This window comes from Maribacter spongiae, from assembly GCF_047345125.1.
Taxonomy (GTDB): Bacteria; Bacteroidota; Bacteroidia; order Flavobacteriales; family Flavobacteriaceae; genus Maribacter.
In genome coordinates this window covers 37,622-55,995 of record NZ_JBLFEQ010000012.1, presented here as the reverse complement: position 1 = coordinate 55,995, position 18,374 = coordinate 37,622, and the positions used below count along the sequence as shown (strand labels likewise).

16 protein-coding genes are annotated in these 18,374 nt (G+C 39.3%); 8 read left to right on the top strand and 8 right to left on the bottom strand.

Annotation, left to right across the window (positions count from 1 at the left end; all coding sequences use genetic code 11):
• Positions 1-179: 179 nt before the first annotated feature.
• The 4 genes from ACKWB9_RS14200 to ACKWB9_RS14185 all read right to left on the bottom strand — a co-directional run bounded on the left by ACKWB9_RS14200 (position 180) and on the right by ACKWB9_RS14185 (position 4,174).
• A complete protein-coding gene (locus tag ACKWB9_RS14200) occupies positions 180-584 on the bottom strand; it encodes a response regulator (protein WP_414003680.1) in 405 nt (134 codons plus the stop codon).
• Positions 571-2,421 carry a PAS domain-containing sensor histidine kinase gene (locus tag ACKWB9_RS14195; RefSeq protein ID WP_414003679.1) on the bottom strand — a complete coding sequence of 617 codons (1,851 nt, stop codon included), beginning with the start codon at positions 2,419-2,421 and terminating at the stop codon, positions 571-573. The genes ACKWB9_RS14200 and ACKWB9_RS14195 overlap by 14 nt, the downstream gene beginning before the upstream one ends.
• Before the next feature lie 289 nt (positions 2,422-2,710).
• Positions 2,711-3,166 (bottom strand): pantetheine-phosphate adenylyltransferase, encoded by a 456-nt coding sequence (gene coaD / locus ACKWB9_RS14190; RefSeq protein ID WP_414003678.1) that lies wholly within the window; start codon positions 3,164-3,166, stop codon positions 2,711-2,713.
• Between the two features lie 33 nt (positions 3,167-3,199).
• Complete coding sequence (locus tag ACKWB9_RS14185) at positions 3,200-4,174, bottom strand: D-alanine--D-alanine ligase (protein WP_414003677.1); 975 nt, start codon at positions 4,172-4,174, stop codon at positions 3,200-3,202.
• A 170-nt stretch (positions 4,175-4,344) separates the two neighbouring features.
• On the opposite strand from ACKWB9_RS14185, the gene ACKWB9_RS14180 reads away from it, so the two are divergent.
• From ACKWB9_RS14180 to ACKWB9_RS14150, 7 genes are all read left to right on the top strand, one after another.
• Positions 4,345-4,932, top strand: a complete 588-nt coding sequence (locus ACKWB9_RS14180; RefSeq protein WP_414003676.1) for a PASTA domain-containing protein — start codon at positions 4,345-4,347, stop codon at positions 4,930-4,932.
• 2 nt (positions 4,933-4,934) lie between these two features.
• Complete coding sequence (locus ACKWB9_RS14175) at positions 4,935-5,960, top strand: RluA family pseudouridine synthase (RefSeq protein WP_414003675.1); 1,026 nt, start codon at positions 4,935-4,937, stop codon at positions 5,958-5,960.
• 99 nt (positions 5,961-6,059) lie between these two features.
• Positions 6,060-6,821 carry a peroxide stress protein YaaA gene (gene yaaA, locus ACKWB9_RS14170; protein WP_414003674.1) on the top strand — a complete coding sequence of 254 codons (762 nt, stop codon included), beginning with the start codon at positions 6,060-6,062 and terminating at the stop codon, positions 6,819-6,821.
• 181 nt (positions 6,822-7,002) lie between these two features.
• Positions 7,003-7,365, top strand: a complete 363-nt coding sequence (locus tag ACKWB9_RS14165; protein WP_414003673.1) for a hypothetical protein — start codon at positions 7,003-7,005, stop codon at positions 7,363-7,365.
• A gap of 140 nt (positions 7,366-7,505) precedes the next feature.
• Positions 7,506-8,234, top strand: a complete 729-nt coding sequence (locus tag ACKWB9_RS14160; protein WP_414003672.1) for a hypothetical protein — start codon at positions 7,506-7,508, stop codon at positions 8,232-8,234.
• Positions 8,234-8,893 carry a uracil-DNA glycosylase family protein gene (locus ACKWB9_RS14155; protein ID WP_414003671.1) on the top strand — a complete coding sequence of 220 codons (660 nt, stop codon included), beginning with the start codon at positions 8,234-8,236 and terminating at the stop codon, positions 8,891-8,893. Before ACKWB9_RS14160 ends, ACKWB9_RS14155 begins: the two co-directional genes overlap by 1 nt.
• 379 nt (positions 8,894-9,272) lie before the next feature.
• Positions 9,273-11,819, top strand: coding sequence for a phosphoenolpyruvate carboxylase (locus ACKWB9_RS14150; RefSeq protein ID WP_414003670.1), 2,547 nt, complete (start codon positions 9,273-9,275; stop codon positions 11,817-11,819).
• 76 nt (positions 11,820-11,895) lie between these two features.
• On the opposite strand, the gene ACKWB9_RS14145 is transcribed toward ACKWB9_RS14150, so the two are convergent.
• Positions 11,896-14,649: a hypothetical protein gene (locus ACKWB9_RS14145; RefSeq protein ID WP_414003669.1), complete on the bottom strand. Its 2,754-nt coding sequence runs from the start codon at positions 14,647-14,649 to the stop codon at positions 11,896-11,898.
• 389 nt (positions 14,650-15,038) lie between these two features.
• On the opposite strand from ACKWB9_RS14145, the gene ACKWB9_RS14140 reads away from it, so the two are divergent.
• Positions 15,039-15,731: a TonB-dependent receptor plug domain-containing protein gene (locus tag ACKWB9_RS14140; protein WP_414003668.1), complete on the top strand. Its 693-nt coding sequence runs from the start codon at positions 15,039-15,041 to the stop codon at positions 15,729-15,731.
• A gap of 56 nt (positions 15,732-15,787) precedes the next feature.
• Here ACKWB9_RS14140 and trpA read toward each other — a convergent pair whose 3' ends face one another.
• The 3 genes from trpA to ACKWB9_RS14125 are packed head-to-tail and all read right to left on the bottom strand — an operon-like array spanning position 15,788 to position 18,361.
• Positions 15,788-16,549 (bottom strand): tryptophan synthase subunit alpha, encoded by a 762-nt coding sequence (trpA, locus tag ACKWB9_RS14135; RefSeq protein ID WP_414003667.1) that lies wholly within the window; start codon positions 16,547-16,549, stop codon positions 15,788-15,790.
• Between the two features lie 8 nt (positions 16,550-16,557).
• On the bottom strand, positions 16,558-17,739 hold the full coding sequence (trpB, locus tag ACKWB9_RS14130; RefSeq protein WP_414003666.1) for a tryptophan synthase subunit beta: 1,182 nt from the start codon (positions 17,737-17,739) through the stop codon (positions 16,558-16,560).
• Positions 17,723-18,361 carry a phosphoribosylanthranilate isomerase gene (locus ACKWB9_RS14125; RefSeq protein WP_414003665.1) on the bottom strand — a complete coding sequence of 213 codons (639 nt, stop codon included), beginning with the start codon at positions 18,359-18,361 and terminating at the stop codon, positions 17,723-17,725. The genes trpB and ACKWB9_RS14125 overlap by 17 nt, the downstream gene beginning before the upstream one ends.
• Positions 18,362-18,374 lie beyond the last annotated feature (13 nt).

Sequence of the window (18,374 nt, the reverse complement as noted above, 5' to 3'; positions counted from 1 at the left end):
TGAACCACTTCGGTTTAAAAAAATCAAGGATAAAAATAAATAAAAAATTTCTTGAAACCGAGTATTCCTAGACTGGAACCATAAATTGTGGAAGACCCATTTTGCCCCTTTTACGGGAAGCAAGACCCGAACTTCACCAGGTATAGGGGCTATTTGGTAATTATTTGGAATAAAACCAATTACGCTACTTTGGTAATTTGTTCTATATCCGTTTTTTTGATGGGTTTGTGGTTGAAAGTAATCGTATGATGCGTTCTGTCCCTATAAGACTCCCAATTCTGTTTATCCCGTGGATCAATAGAAGAGGTGACAATATTTATCCGCACTTTTTGCTCAATTGGAAGTGCTATAAATTCATCAAGGAACTGCCAACCGTCCATAATGGGCATATTAATATCCAAGAAGATAATCTCGGGTATCGGTTTGCTATCTTTGATTTTTTGGACAATGCTATCAAAGGCCAATTTGCCATTGGCATACGATTCGATGGTTTTACAGTTTATTGAAAGGCTTAGCATTTTTCGTATCCCAAAAACCGTAATTGGATCATCGTCCACAATGCCTATTAAGTTAATTTTTTTCATTAAAATAAATCTTAAATCTAGACCCCTTCCCAACTTCACTTTCTACTTTTATTTTCCCATCCATGGCTTCTACTTGATTTTTGGTAATATAGAGTCCCATACCCCTGGCATCTCCATGAGTGTGAAAGGTCTTGTACATGCCAAAAAGCTTGTTGCCATATTTTTGCAAATCTATTCCCAATCCGTTGTCCGCTATATATAATATAACATAATTATCTTCTCTTTTTGTACTTAGTCTTATGATGGGGTCTCGATCGGGGTGTTTATATTTTATACTATTGGTCAGGAAGTTCATAAGAATGCTTTCCAAATATTCCGGTATTACTTGAAGGTATACATCATCGGTAATAGTATTGATTATTTTGGCTCTACTCTTTATCAGGAGATTGGAGAGGTTGCGTTGCACAAAATTGATTTTTTTATTTAAATGAACGGGCTCTTTTTCTCCAATAGCATTTGTGCTAATGGCGACTACCTCATTTAGGTTGTCCAATGTTTCCAATAGATCATCGGAAGCGCTGGTGAGCATACCTATTATTTTGGCTTTTTCCTTTTCGTTTTTTTCGTCGACCAAAAAGCTCAATAACATCGAGAAATTTGCTGTATGAGATCTTAGGTTGTGTGATACTATATGTGCGAAATTTATGAGTTTTTTATTCTGTAATGATGTAACGTTGATTAAATTTCTTAATTCCCTTTCTTTTTGTTTCAGATTGGTAATATCTAGACTTATGCCCACAAGTCCATTGGCGGTCCCTTCTGAATCTACAAGGGGGATTTTAGAAGTTAAAAATGTGGTTTCTGTACCATCTTTTTTAGTAATTACAGTTTCTTTGCCCAGAATAGGTTCTAAGGTTTCCATTACCTTTAAATCTTCTTCTCTTGATATTATAGCAAATTCATGAGGATATAGGTCAAAGTCACTTTTGCCCAAGATTTTATTGGAATCATTTATCCCCAAATAATCGCATTCGGATTTGTTTGCCAGTATTTTTTTGGATTCGCTGTCTTTTATGTATACGTTTAGGGGTAGATTGTCTATGAGGGTTTTTAGCAGTTTTTCATTCTCCTTGGTCTTTATGTCCGCTGCCATTTGTTCATGAACATCTTGAAAAGTTCCTAGAATACTGATCATTTTCCCTTTTTCGTAAATAGGTTTTCCAGCGACTATAACCCATTTTTCATTACCCTTGGCCGTGATTATCTGTAGCTTTAAGTTCCATGGGACCCCTTTGTCCACAGCTTCATAAAAAGCCATGGAAATGGCATTTCTACTATGACCTTCTTTATAAAATTGCATGGCTGTTTCTACAGTGGGTTCATAATCATGCCCTACCTCATGTATAGTATTGATCATACTACACCATTTTAGCTTATTGTGGATCACATCATATTCCCAGCATCCTATTTTTGATATTTCCGATTGATGATTTAAAAGCGTCTCTGTTTTTTTTAGTTTTATTTCGGTTTTTATTTGATCCGTAACATCGTTTATTTGAATAATGGATCCAATAACGTTTTCATCCGTATCGAACCAGGGGGTCCCTGTCCATTCATACCATCTTTCATTGTTGTGTTCCTCTAGCGCTTTTTGCAGTCCCAAGGGCTTGGGCTGGCCTTTAAAACAATCTTCTATAACTACTTTCCATTTTTTATCGAGATCGGGGAATATTCTAAAAAGACTTTTGCCGTATACATCTATTTTGTGTTGGCTAAATGTATTTATCCATTTATCCGATGCATGTATTATTTTAAACTTTTTATCTATAAAGATAGCGCAAGTAGGGAGCTGCTTTATGAGATATGATGTTGAAAAAATTTGGGGGTCTTTTAACATTTGTTGTAATTTCCTACTAAAATATGAAGATTATCTAACTTGCATCTATCTTTGTTGTGAATGTTCCAAATATTGTTGTATTACGTGGATTTGTAAATTTGAAATAATCAAAATATGTTGAATTAAACTCTAAAGGGTTATTTGTTATAAAAACGTCGTATGTCCTTATTTTATTCTTTACGGAACACAGGTTCATAGTTTCCCATCTTTAATCCGTATGTACCCTTTGCCATAAAATAAATGTTAAAAGTACTGTTGGAGTACCGTGAGATAAAGTAAAGAGAATTTTTTAAATAATTCTAACGGAATCCGGAACCAGACCTTTGTAGTCCCCCCCATTTCTAATGACGTCCCGTACAATAGAGGAACTTATAAAGGATTTGCCCGAGGAAGTCAATAAAAAGACGGTTTCGATTTCGGACAAACTGCGATTGGTATGGGCAATGGCTTTTTCAAATTCAAAATCCGCCGGATTTCTTAGTCCCCTGAGAATAAAACTAGCCTCTATTTTTTTGCAAAAATCCACTGTTAGGCCCTCATAGGTCAATACTTTGATCTTTGATTCGCCTTTAAATGCATCGGTAATGAACCGCATACGTTGTTCTAAAGAAAACATGTATTTTTTTTCGGCATTTTTTCCGATGGCGATGACCAGTTCATCGAACAACGTAATACCTCTTAAAATAATATCATGATGGCCCAACGTTAATGGGTCAAAAGAACCGGGGAAAATTGCACGTCTCATAGTTGTATGATAATCAATTGTAAGATAGGTAATTTAAGGTAAAACTTCATTTATGGCATTTTCAAAAAGTTCGTTTAAAGATATCCCGGCCTTCTGTGCTTGCTGGGGCAGAATACTTTCCGTAGTCAATCCTGGTGTGGTATTCATTTCTAACAGATAGGGCTCGTTCCCCAAGAAAATAAATTCACTTCTGGTAAAACCTTTCATTTTTAGAAGAGCATACATTTTTTTTGCAACCCCTATAACGTTATCTTCCTGTTTTTGGGATATTCTGGCCGGGGTAATCTCCCGGGACTTTCCTTCATATTTGGCTTCGTAGTCAAAGAAATCATTTTCCGTAACGATCTCCGTAATGGGCAATACCTTGATTTTTCCCTTATACTTGATTACGCCTACAGAAACTTCGATACCATCCAAAAACCCTTCTATAATAATTTCATCATCCTCCTTATAGGCCACTTCTATGGCTTTTTTCAATTCTTCTTTTTTATAGACCTTGGTAATGCCATAACTGCTTCCGGATTTATTCGCTTTTACAAAACAAGGCAGTTTTACGTTTTCAATAATGGCATCTTCATTTATTTCGTCGCCCTTGTTCAGATAATAGGACGGAGCCGATTTAATACCATATGGTCTTAAAACGCTTAAAAGGTCCCTTTTGTTAAAAGTAAGTGCGGCCTGATAAAATCCACATGAAGTTTGGGGAACTTCCAATAATTCAAAATAGGATTGCATTAGACCATCCTCACCGGGAGAACCATGAATAGCGTTGAATACACAATCAAAAGAGATTTTAGTTCCTCTTAAAACGATGGAAAAATCATGGCGGTCAACCGTATGCTCCTTTTCAAGGTCATCTACATATACCCATTTATCTTTAAAAATATGGATGCGATATAGATCAAATTTATCATGATCCAAATACCGGTAGACAACATTTCCGCTCTTTAGTGATATCTTGTACTCGCTAGAGTACCCCCCCATGATAATCGCTATTCGTTTTTTCATCGTATATACAACAACCTTGTTCCTACAAAGATGTGGTATTCCGTTCAAAGAAAAAAGGGATTCCCGTTATTGAGCGGTCTATTTTACCATATCTTTTTAGGGATAAGAATTATTGAACGGGATTACCCGATAAAATGGCATTTCATATATTTGTCCGTTAAAACGTAACGATGCGCAATTTCATTAACTTTTTAAGAAGCAGGACTTTTTTGATCCAAATAGGTTTGGCCCTGATAGTTTTCATTGTCTTGGTCTTTGGTGTTCTGAAATGGTTGAAACAAAGTACCAATCACGGTGAATTTGTAGAAGTACCGGATTTCTCTAAATTGTCCGTTATGGAAATGCGTAAAACTATCGAGGATGCCGGTTTGCGTTATGAAGTTTTGGATTCTGCCAATTATGATCCCGACTATCCCAGGTTTTCCATCATTGAGCAAAATCCATTGGCCGGCTCTAAAGTAAAGACCAATAGAAAAATATATTTTACGGTAAACCCTTCTGGCTATAAAAAAGTTACCGTTCCTAAAATAATCCAGGTAACCAAACGCAATGCCTCATCTATGCTCAAAGCGGTAGGACTTGATGTGCGGCGCGTTACTTATGTGGATGAATTAGGAAAGGATATGGTCTATCAATTAAAGTATAAGGGGAAATACATTAAGCCGGGAGACAAATTGCCCAAGACTTCAAAAATAGAATTAATTTGTGGTAATGGGAATATTCCCGAGAGAGCGATCATTAAAGCCGATTCCGAATAAATATGTCTTCTCAAAAAAATCGGGAACCGGAAGAAAACGAACTTTTTGAACACTACCGTTTTAAAGCTTCCAAAGGGCAGGAACCGTTGCGGGTAGATAAATTTTTAATGAATTTTGTTGAAAATGCCACGCGTAACAAAATCCAGAAAGCGGCAAAGGACGGTCATGTATGGGTTAACGATACCATTGTAAAATCCAATTATAAGGTAAAGGCCGAAGATGAGGTAAAGGTATTATTTGAACATCCACCTCATGAATATCTATTGGTTCCCGAAGCTATTCCCTTGGATATTGTTTATGAGGACGATGTACTTTTGGTCGTAAACAAACCGGCGGGAATGGTGGTGCATCCAGGTCATGGTAATTATTCGGGAACGTTGATCAATGCCTTGATCTACCATTTTGATAATCTACCAAGTAATAGCAATGAACGGCCAGGTTTGGTACACCGCATAGATAAGGATACCTCTGGATTGCTCGTTATTGCCAAGACGGAGATGGCCATGACCCATTTGGCCAAACAATTTTTTGATAAAACCTCGGAACGTGAATACATTGCATTGGTTTGGGGCAATGTTGAAGAAGATCAAGGAACCGTGGAAGGCCATATAGGAAGAAACCCAAAAAACAGACTCCAGATGTCCGTATTTCCAGAAGGAAACGAAGGCAAAGATGCCGTGACCCATTATAAGGTTTTGGAGCGTTTGGGGTATGTTACTTTGGTTTCCTGTAAATTGGAAACAGGAAGAACACACCAGATAAGGGTACATATGAAACATATTGGGCATACCCTTTTTAATGATGAGCGTTATGGTGGAGATAGGATCTTAAAAGGAACTACATTTACCAAGTACAAACAGTTTGTTGAAAATGCCTTTAAAATTCTTCCCAGACAGGCATTGCATGCTAAAACCCTGGGATTTGTGCATCCGGTTACGGGGAAACAAATGCAATTCGATTCTGAAATTCCGAAAGATATGTCCGATTGTATTGAAAAATGGCAAAATTATAGTAAGAGCGACCATTAGAATAGTTTTTTCCAATACAACTATTGGAACTCTTTTTAGGTCAAAATAGGTATTGCCCCAAAACCTTTTTATTTTTACTTTACCTAAAATAATTGCTAAATGAAAATTGTCATTTCTCCTGCTAAGTCGCTGAATTTTGAGAGCCAACTGCCAAGCTCCAGGTATTCCCGACCTCTTTTTTTAGAAGAAGCACAAAAACTGAACAAAGTATTAGTGAAGAAAAAGCCCAAGGCATTGTCCAGTTTAATGGATATTTCAGATAAATTGGCGCAATTGAACTGGGAGCGCAACCAAAAATTTACGGTTCCTTTTACCGCCGAAAATGCCAGACCTGCAATGTATGCCTTTAATGGGGATGTCTATCAGGGGCTGGATGCCTATTCCATACCGGAAAATAAACTGGATGATTTGCAGGACACCCTGCGCATACTTTCCGGACTGTACGGTGTGTTGAAGCCTTTGGATCTGGTACAGCCCTATCGACTGGAAATGGGGACCAATTTAAAGATAGGTCGCAAGAAAAACCTATATGAGTTTTGGAAGAAAACCTTGACCGACCATATAAATGCCGAATTGGAGAACGGGGAACTTTTTGTTAATCTTGCAAGTAACGAATATTTTGGTGCCATTGATGCAAAATCCTTGAAAGTCCCTGTTATAACTCCAATTTTTAAGGATTGGAAGAATGATAAATTAAAGGTTGTGAGTTTTTTTGCCAAAAAGGCCAGGGGTTCTATGGTCCGTTATATTCTGGATTCCAATGCCAGTACTTTAGATGATCTTAAAGGATTCAATTTGGACGATTATCAATTTAGCGAAGAACATACGTTAAAAGAAAACGAACCCGTTTTTGTTAGATAGAGAATCTATTTAAACTTTCTTTAATTGGCATAAAATTGCCCTTTTGCACCTGGCATTTGTTTTTTTCATTCCGTAGTGCTATCTGTCCGTCTGGCAGGTGGGTTCGCTTAAACCCTAAAAGTTTAAACGAGTTCAGAATAATTTTTCTTTTTCCACGTTTTTTACTTTAAAGACCATAATGATGAAAAATGGAATACTTTCTTTTTTATTGATCGCTATATTGCTCTTTGCCTGTGAAGATCGGGATGATAATCTTACTAGGGCGAATATTAGGATAAGCAATAAAAGCAACATAAATTTCAATCGTGTTCAGGTACGGGTAGACTCATTGGTCTTTGAAAATGTAGCGGCGGATAGTTTTTCCGATTATTTGGAATTTGAAGTGGCTTTTGAATCGGACTCTATTGAAATAGATACGGATTCGGGACAATTTAATTTTGTTCCCTCCGAAACTTCAGACCCACTGCCTATCGGGTTATACACTTATGAACTGGATATAACGGAAGAAGGTGAAATTACCTTTACGTTTAAATTGGACGATTAATATACTCTTTTCCCCGTCTTGATCCTTTTTTAAAGAACCAGATCCAATTTCATAATACCGTCAAGCGTTTTATGTACGACTATGGTAAATTCTGCAAGTTGTAATTGATCAAATAGAAATTAAGATCGTATTTTAGGGCCATGTATTTTTATCTCATATTGGCCTTGCAGGTTTTTTGTGTCTATCACTGTTATACCCATAAGAACGATTATTATTGGATTTTCCTGATTATATTTTTACCCGTTATAGGGTCGGCAATTTATCTTTTTGTGCATGTTTTTCAAAAAAAGGATATTGAACAGCTTCAAGATGGGGTGGTTTCTGTTTTAAATCCCTCAAAAAAGATAAAAGACCTTGAAAAAAAATTCAAATTTTCGGATACCTTTGAAAATCAAGTGGCCTTGGCAGATGCTTATTTAGAGGGGCAGATGTACGAAGAAGCGATTAAAAATTATGAAGCATCCTTAAAGGACGTTTTTGAAAATGATTTTTATGTCCACTCAAAACTGGTCGGGGCCTATTATTTTTCATCGAATTTTGATAAGGCAATCCATATTTCCAATAAAATTAAGGATAATTCAAAGTTCAAAAAATCCGAGACCGCATTCTTATTTGCCCTGGCCATTGAAAAGAGTGGTGGTTCCAAGGAGATGGCGGAAGAGTATTTGATGCAGTTTGATACCCCCTACAGCAGATATCGGGAAAGGTTGGAGTTGGCAAAATTCTATGTTAGAGCTGGAAAAACGGATGAATCAAAAACTATTTTGGAAGAAATAATAAAAGAATCCGAGGGAATGTCCAAAACCGGTTATCGCCAAAATAGAGTATGGATAAAAAAAGCCAGGGAGATTTTGGCAGCTAACGTATAATGTTTCTTCATACCCATCCCTATAAACCTTTTCTTTTTCCTGAAGCTACGAAACTGATCGTGGGCACGTTGCCACCACCAAGGTTTACAACTGGGGACTTAAAGCCCGATGATGTGGATTTTTGTTATGGCAGTAGAAATGGGCTGTTGTGGCCTATTTTGGATAGGATTTTTAATCTTGATTTAAAATATGAAACTACCGAATATGCCGTAACCCAAAGAAGGAATTTTCTATTGGAAAGAAAAATTGGCGTTTGTGACATTGTTGCCTCCGCCGAAAGGGATAAAATAGATGCTTCGGATTTAGGAATGCAGCACGTGAAATTGCGAAACTTGCTTCATCACCTATCCCGGTATCCAAGTATTAAAACCTTATTGTTTATGGGAGGAAACAGTAAAAACGGACCGGAATATTTTTTTAGGAGACATATAAGGGAATATGGGATTTCCTTAGAGGTAATCTCTTCTGAAATTCCGAGAATTCATGAATTCGTCCATCCAACCGGCAAAAAGAAAATCAGCACTGTTTCCTTAATTGCACCTTCGGGTGCGGCCAATAGGGCTGTGGGCAGTTTAATGGCATATAAGAAAATGAAGTTGGAAAATCCAACATTCAATACATTGGATTATAGGGTGATGCAGTATCGGGAGTTTTTCTAAAGCCGATCAAAGGTGATTATGTTTCCTCCGGATGTACAAAATTCGTCAATTCTATACATGATATGCCATTGAATCGATACATTCCCATTTACGTTAAACCAAAAAGAGCCCTGCTTTAGAAACAAGACCCTTTTACGAGAACACTATATGAAAATGAAAAAATTTAATTGCTTATTTATGGTATAAAAATATATTTTCCTTTTGAACCCTATAATCTTTTGTTGTCAATGCTGTTGTTTTTGTGGCGTACCAGACCTATTTTGTTATTTAGATAAATTGATGTTCTCCATTCTATAAGAATACCGATATTTACAACCGAAATCTAGAGGGGTTATCTGATTATTCATTTATATGACCCCAATGTTAAAGTAATTGATGTATGCAGCAGTTAGAAAGATTAGAGGAATTCAAAAAATCGGTACAGAATAAATTCAATGTTTACAACAGTCTCTTTTTAAACTTACCATATAGGAATATAGAGAATGTGGGAATGTTGATTCCATTGTTGATGGACCAATCGGAAAAAGGCTTGAAATCCGGTCTGAATCCAAAGGAAATTCTGGAAGGCTTTTTTCAGAACTATGTAAATATCGAATCCGAAAAAGACAGGATAGATTTTATGTTCCGTATTATACAATATGTAGAGCGCCAAGTAGTGCTTTATGATAGTGTTGAAGATGCGGCTTTCCCCAAACTGCATCGGCATACCAGTTCATTGTCCTTAAAAGATTATTTTCAAATTGTAGAAAAGAACAACACCTGGGACGATATAGCGGATAAGTTGGCCACCTTTAGTGCCAGAATAGTACTTACGGCGCACCCTACCCAATTTTATACCCCGGCAATATTGGATATTATTACCAACCTTAGGTCATTGATCTTAGAGGACAGGATAGACGAGATCGATGTTGCGTTACAGCAGTTAGGCCTTACTTCCTTGATCAATGCCAAAAAACCCACGCCATTGGACGAGGCCAAAAATATTATCTATACGTTAAGACATGTATATTATGATGCCATCGGGGATTTATACGCATACATAAAAAGCAGCATAAACAATGTTGAATTTGAAAATCATGATATTGTAAAATTAGGATTTTGGCCGGGAGGAGATCGAGACGGAAACCCCTTTGTTACAGCAGATATTACTGAGGATGTAATGAATGAACTACGGGTGACCCTCATGAAATGTTATTATAATGATCTAAAGGTATTACAGCATAAATTGACCTTTAAAGAAGTTCAGGCCCCGTTGAACAAACTACGGTCCAATCTTTATACATCTATGTTCGATACTACGAAGGAAGTAGGATACGATGAGATTATTGGGCCACTGAACCAAATCAGGGCGTTGTTAAAGGAGAAATACCACAACTTATATCTAAAGGATTTAGATCGTTTTATAGATAAAGTAAAAATCTTTAAGACCCATTTTGCCACCATAGATATTAGGCAAGATCACAGTATTCATACCAAAGTGGTTTGTGAGGTCCTAAAAAAGAACGGTTTTGTAAAAGAGGATCTTTCCGAACTTTCCGAGGATAAGCTGGTTTCCATTTTATTGAACGAAGATATTTCACTGTCGCCCAAGGATTATGATGAGGACATTGTAAAAGATACCATTAAGAATATAGGTCAACTGCAGACTATTCAACGACGTAACGGGGAAGAAGGGTGTAACCGGTATATTATTAGTAATTCCGAAGATATCTACTCGATCCTGTTCGTGTATGGACTGTTCCGTTGGTGTGGTTGGAACGACAAGAACATTACGTTTGACATTGTACCGCTTTTTGAAACAATGAACGGCATGGAGAATGCCGAGGTTACTATGCAGAAACTATTCAACTTAAAGGAGTATAGGGGCCATTTAAAAAACAGGGAGGACAAACAAACGATTATGCTCGGCTTTTCCGATGGGACCAAAGACGGTGGTTATTTAAAGGCCAATTGGTCCATATTAAAGACCAAGGAAGTATTGTCCAAAGTGTGTGGAAAGAATGCTATTTCCGCTATTTTCTTTGATGGTAGGGGAGGCCCACCGGCAAGGGGCGGTGGTAAAACACATCGTTTTTATGCGGCGCAAACGGACAATGTGGCCAATAATGAAATTCAATTGACCATTCAAGGGCAGACCATTACCAGTACCTATGGTACAAAAGAACAGTTTATTAATAATAGCGAGCAGTTGCTCACGGCCGGTCTGTCCAATACCATTCTAAAAAAAGAAGTAACCATTTCAGAAGCTTCTAGAGAACTGATCGAGGAATTGTCCGAACGGAGTTTTGAAAAGTACGATGCCTTAAAGCATCATGAAAAATTCATGCCCTATTTGGAGCATATGAGTACGCTCAAATATTATACAAAGGCAAATATTGGCAGTAGGCCCGGAAAACGTGGCAACAAGGCCAAATTGGAATTGACCGATCTTAGGGCAATCTCATTTGTGGGTTCGTGGAGCCAATTAAAACAAAATGTGCCCGGTTATTTTGGCATAGGTACCGCTCTAAAGTATCTTAAGGACCAAGGTAGGTTTGAAGAGGCCGTGGCATTATACAATGATGTCCCATTTTTTCAGGCCCTTATGATGAATAGTATGATGAGCCTTTCCAAGTGCTATTTTGAACTTACGAGTTATATGAAGGAGAATGATGAATACGGTGAATTTTGGAATATTTTACATGAGGAATATCAGTTATCCAAAAAGATGCTGTTGGAACTTTCCGGTATGGAAATTTTAATGGAGAAAGAAGCCGTTTCCAGGGAGTCCATAAAAATCAGGGAAAATATAGTGCTGCCGCTGTTGGTAATTCAACAATATGCTTTGCAAAAAATTGGAGAGAACAATGATTATAGGGAACTTTATGAGAAGATCGTGACCCGATCTCTATATGGTAACATAAACGCCAGTAGAAATTCCGCTTAAATTAAAATAAAAGGCGGCAGGGAAATCTCCTCTGCCGCCTTTTGCAAACAATGATACAAATCAAATCCGAATTTTATCAGTGTACTTTTCGTACTACTTTAATCGCATTGGAAATATCATAACAACCATTGAACTCATCAAATGTCCACCCTGTCTTTAAACCGGTCAATCCGTCTTCATATCTAATATAGTAGATAAAGCATGTACCTTCTCCGGCAGCATCAAAATTAACACCTTCAACAGCAGCTAATGTTGGTGGTAATCCCAAGATTTTTCCAGATTCATCGGTTATGATCCAAGAACTGTTGGAACCGGATGCTTCGGAGCTGTCCAATGTAATTCCTGAAACATAATCTGCGGTTCCATCTACGATAAATTTAAAAGGGCCACCTGAAAGGGTTCCGGCATTGGGTTTGTTCCGCACCACGGTCAATGCATTGGAAAGATCAAAGTTTCCAGAGAGATTTGCAGTGTTGTTTCCGGCCTCAAGACCATTTAACTCTCCTTCATAGCGCATATACCAGATAAGGCAGGTACCTGCCCCGGCGGCATCAAAATCTACGCCCTTAACGGCCTCTAAAGTTGGTGGCAGACCTAGAATTTTCCCTTGATCGTCGGTGATTACCCAGGTACTCCCGCTTCCAAATGCATTCGTACTATCTAGGGTAATATCCGATACAAAATCCTCAGTGCCATCCACGCAGAAGTTAAAAGGTCCCCCTGCTATTGTACCTGCATTGGCGGCCTTTAACCTTGTGACTTCAATGGAGTTGGAAAGGTCGAAGCAGCCCTTGAGGTCATTGGCGTTCATGCCCATTTCCGCCCCTTCCAGTCCGTCCTCGTATCGTAAATACCAGATCAAGCAGGTCCCGGCACCGGCGGCATCGAAATTAACGCCCTTAACGGCCTCCAAAGTTGGTGGCAGACCTAGGATTTTCCCTTGATCGTCGGTGATTACCCAAGTGCTATTGGTTCCGGACACTTCTGAACTATCCAGGGAAATCCCGCTTACAAAATCCGCCTCTCCATCAACATAGAAAGTATAGGGACCGCCACTTAGAGTTCCGGCCTCGGTTTTGCTCCGTACCACTTCTATGGAATTGGACAGCCCGAAGTTGCCCTTTAGGTCATTGGTGTTCATGCCGGCTTCCAGTCCTTCCAGCCCATCCTCATAACGTAAATACCAAATGAAACAGGTACCTGCCCCCGCGGCATCGAAATCTACGCCCTTAACGGCTTCCAAAGTTGGTGGCAGGCCTAGGATTTTCCCTTGATCGTCGGTGATTACCCAGGTACTCCCGCTTCCAAATGCATTCGTACTATCTAGGGTAATATCCGATACAAAATCCTCAGTGCCATCCACGCAGAAGTTAAAAGGCCCCCCTGCTATTGTACCTGCATTGGCGGCCTTTAACCTTGTGACTTCAATGGAGTTGGAAAGGTCGAAGCAGCCCTTGAGGTCATTGGCGTTCATGCCCATTTCCGCCCCTTCCAGTCCGTCCTCGTATCGTAAATACCAGATCAAGCAGGTCCCGGCACCGGCGGCATCGAAATTAACGCCCTTAACGGCCTCTAGGGTCGGTGGCAGACCTAGGATTTTCCCTTGATCGTCGGTGATTACCCAAGTGCTATTGGTTCCGGACGCTTCTGAACTATCCAGGGAAATCCCGCTTACAAAATCCGCCTCTCCATCAACATAGAAAGTATAGGGACCGCCTGAAAGCGTTCCGGCCTCGGTTTTGCTCCGTACCACTTCTATGGAATTGGACAGCCCGAAGTTGCCCTTTAGGTCATTGGTGTTCATGCCGGCTTCCAGTCCTTCCAGCCCGTCCTCATAACGTAAATACCAAATGAAACAGGTACCTGCCCCGGCGGCATCGAAATCTACGCCCTTAACGGCCTCCAAAGTTGGTGGCAGACCTAGGATTTTCCCTTGATCGTCGGTGATTACCCAGGTACTAAGGCTACCTGATGCCTCGGACGCATCTAAAGTAATATCCGATACAAAATCCTCAGTGCCATCCACACAGAAGTTAAAAGGTCCCCCTGCTATTGTACCTGCATTGGCGGCCTTTAACCTTGTAACTTGAATAGAATTGGAAAGACTAAAACATCCGGAAAGGTCGTCCGCATTTTTCCCTGTTTCCGCCCCTTCCAGGCCATCTTCGTAGCGCAAGTACCAAATAAGGCAAACACCGGCTCCGGCCTGGTCAAAATCTACTTCTTTTACGGCATCCAAGGTAGGAGGGAGCCCAAGTATATTACGCTCGTCATCCGTAATGACCCAAGTACTGTTTGTACCTTTGGCGTTTTCCGAATTGAGCGTAATTTCAGTAACAAAATCAGGATTGCCGTCCACTACAAATTCATAAGGGCCGCCCGAAATTTCACCTGCATTGGTTTCATTTCTTACGACTTCAATAGAGTTGGACAAATCAAATTCACCAGAAAGATCATCTGTATTCATATCTACCTCTGCTCCTTCCAATCCATCCTCATAGCGTAAATACCAAATGAAACAGGTTCCTGCCCCGGCTTCATCAAAATTAACACCTTCCAACGCTTCTAGGGTGGAGGGCAGTCCAAGAATATTCCTGTCCGCATCCGTAATTACCCAAGTACTATTGGTGCCAGCACTTTCGGAATTGTCAATAGTAATGCCCGATACCATGTCGGCTTCACCATCTACGCAAAAGACAAAGGGGCCACCGGCAATGGTTCCTGATGCGGGAACAATGGTTCTTGCCACTGTTGTATCGCTGTCATCGTCCACACAACCTGCCAGTAAAAGCAAGAGCATGGGAATAAAAAAGAGTTTGAATTTTTTCATAGTTCTGTTTTTAAAGGTTCTAAACAAATGAAGAAAGATTGCATAACAGAAAAGTCACGACGTTGTAAACATTTTGTGATATTTACCGTGATATTTTCAGGATATATTGGAAACGGGATCGTGGCATTTTCAGTGATTGTGAGAAGTATCCTATGAATAAAAAAATGAAATTATGCCTCCTTTTGGGTTTAAGATTTTAATGGGTGTTCGATAATTTTTTCTATGCCTTTTGTCAATATGGGTTCAACATATAACCTGCCACTTTCAAATCCGGTTTTTCTGAAAGAACCTCATGAGGTTTTTTATGGAATGTTAAGGAATGGATAGAAGTTCATACGCCTGATTTTTAAAATACTTCGTATCTTATGATTTCAGAAAAAACAAACCTCATGGCTAAAAGCTTTACATTACTTTTTGTATTATTTGCAATGTGTTGTGATATATCTATTGCTCAAGAAATTGATTCTAAAAAAATAGGACTTAGAGGATTGGTTACGGATTTTAATGGAAAACCTGTTAAAGGAACCATTATATACGTTGATTCTGTAAATACCAATAAAAAAACAAATAAGAAAGGGCTTTATAAATTGAGGGTGACCAGAGGAATCAATTTAATTTCTTTCTATTCCTCCGAACACGGTATTTATAATATGACTTATGAAGGGCAACAAGAAATGAATTTTTCCTTTCCTGAACATTCGGATAAAATAGTTAGCGAGGCATATGTACTTGAACTTGGTTATAGAAATCCCCCAAAATTGGTAAGTGGTTCGGGGGAAATTAACTTTGAAAATGACCCTTCCGTAAATGGTTACAGTTCTATTTTTCAATTACTCAGGGTACGTTTTTCAGGGGTTAATGTAATAGGTGAAACTGTAAGCATTAGAGGTTCTGCAAATTCTTCGATTTCTGACAGGGTGAGTAATGAGCCTTTGTATGAAGTAGATGGGTCTATAGTATCCAGTATTGCTTCTATTCCCCCAAATCGGGTGAAGTCCATCCAAATCCTGAAAAGTGTCAATTCTACTTTATACGGTATTCGTGGGGGCAATGGAGTCATTAAGATTAAACTGAAAAAATAGGAAAATCAAGTTTTTATTCACCGAATAAAAACTTGAATGTTACCGGATAATTAATGCTATCGAATCTTTTTAATAAATCCTGAAATAGCGTTTACGTCATATTGCATTATATGTTTAATGAATGCGGAACCGATGATAGCTCCTTTTGCCGCTTTGGTGGCAACTTGAAAGGTCTCAGAATTGCTAATGCCAAAACCGACAATTTGTGGATTTTTAAGCGTTAAGGATGCGATTCTTTTAAAATAGTCTTCTTGTTCGTTTCCAAAACCTGATTTTGCTCCTGTAGTGCTTGCTGAACTCACCATATAGATAAATCCGTCCGAGGCATTATCAATTTGATGGATACGTTCAATGCTGGTCTGAGGGGTGATCAGAAAAACATTGATAAGTCCGTACTCCTTAAATATATCTTCGTACGTTTCCTCATACACGTCTAAGGGCAGGTCTGGTATTATCAATCCATCAATGCCTATCTCGCGGCATTTTTTACAAAAATCCATTACACCATATTGTAGTATGGGATTAAAATACCCCATAATCAGCAAAGGAATGGAAACAGATTTACGGATATCCGATAATTGATCAAAAAGAATATCCGTGGTCATTCCATTTTTTAAGGCTACGGTAGAGCTCTCTTGAATGGTCGGACCATCTGCCAAGGGGTCACTAAAGGGGAGGCCTATTTCGATCATGTCCACACCGTTTAGTTCCAAATCCTGGATGATTTTCACGGTATCGTTCAAAGACGGATAACCGGCCGTAAAATATATGGATAGGAGTTTTTTGTCCTCTTGTAGTTTTTGATTGATTCTGTTCATTTTCTAACTTAGAGTTTAAAATAATCGATATACGTTTGCAGGTCCTTGTCCCCGCGACCGGACAAACTAATCACCACAACATCATTGGGGGCGAATTTTTTATGCTGAAAAATAGCAAAGGCATGGCCTGTTTCTATAGCTGGGATTATTCCTTCCAATTGGGATAATTCCAGACCGGCGGTCATCGCTTCATCATCCGTAGCGGAATAAAATTCCGCCCTGCTGGATTTGTGCAAATGTGCGTGCATTGGACCAACACCGGGATAATCCAAACCTGCCGAAATAGAATAAGGTTCCGTAATCTGACCATCGGCCGTTTGCATAAGCATGGTTTTACAACCGTGTATGATTCCTATCTTGCCTAATGCAGAGGTAGCGGCACTTTCACCGGATTCTACACCTTTTCCCGCAGCTTCAACGGCGATGATGCCTACCCTTGGGTCATCTAAAAAATGATGGTAGGTACCGGCCGCATTACTACCGCCACCGATACAGGCAACAACGTAATCTGGATTTTCACGCCCTTCTTTTTCTTTTAATTGCCATTTGATCTCTTCTGAAATGACGGATTGGAACCTTGTCACCATATCCGGATATGGGTGCGGCCCGATAGCGGAACCAATAATGTAATGTGTATCTACAGGATTATTGATCCAATCCCGGATGGCTTCATTGGTTGCATCTTTTAAGGTACGGCTGCCGGACAGGGCAGGGCGTACTTCCGCCCCCAACATTTTCATGCGGGCAACATTCGGTGCCTGGCGGGCAATATCTATCTCGCCCATATAGATCACACATTTTATTCCCATTAAAGCACAAACGGTGGCAGTTGCCACCCCATGTTGACCCGCACCTGTTTCCGCAATAATCCTGGTCTTGCCCAATCTTTTGGCCATTAAGATCTGACCGATCGTATTATTTACCTTATGCGCACCGGTATGGTTAAGGTCTTCCCGTTTTAGATAAATTTTTGCCCCGTGTTTTTTGGAAAGACGCTCGGCATAATAGAGCGGGGACGGCCTGCCTACGTAATCCTTGAGCAATTGATGGAATTCCTCTTGAAAAGATTCCCCGTACATGATTTTCAGATAGCTGCGGCGTAGCTCTTCTACATTAGGGTAGAGCATTTCTGGAATAAAAGCCCCTCCAAATTCCCCGTAATAACCTTTTTCGTCAGCGTGATAGCTCATTATCGTTCGTGTTAAGTTGATTGTTGTCCGTTAACAATGCCATAAATTCCTTTAATTTCTTGATATTCTTTAAACCGGGTCCGGTTTCAAATTTACTGTTCACATCAATGGCATAACAATATCTCGCAGTAGGGGTCCGTAAAAATTCGGTAAGCGCATCGATCTCTTCCAGACCAATTCCACCACTTAAAAAATAAGGTTTGGTAGATGGATACTGTTCCAATATTTTCCAATCAAAAGTATAGCCGTTACCGCCGGGTAACTTTCCCTTGGTATCGAACAAAAAATAATCGCAGACCTCTTCAAATTCTTTTAAGACATTAAAGTTAAAATCATCTTTTATGGTGAATACCTTTATGATCTCTATTTGTGGCACTTTCTTTTGTAATGCGTTACAGTATTCCTTTGTTTCTTTTCCGTGCAGTTGCACCAACAATAGCCCATAACGGTTTACTTTTTTGACAATTTCTTCTAGAGGCGCATTTACGAATACACCTATTTTTTGAATACTGTGGGGTATGTCGGGTAAAGTGTCGTCAAAATATCTCTTTGAGGGTTCCCAAAAAATAAACCCGAGATAATCCGGCCGTATGGATGCTACCTCCCGGGTATTTTTGTTCATACCACAAACCTTC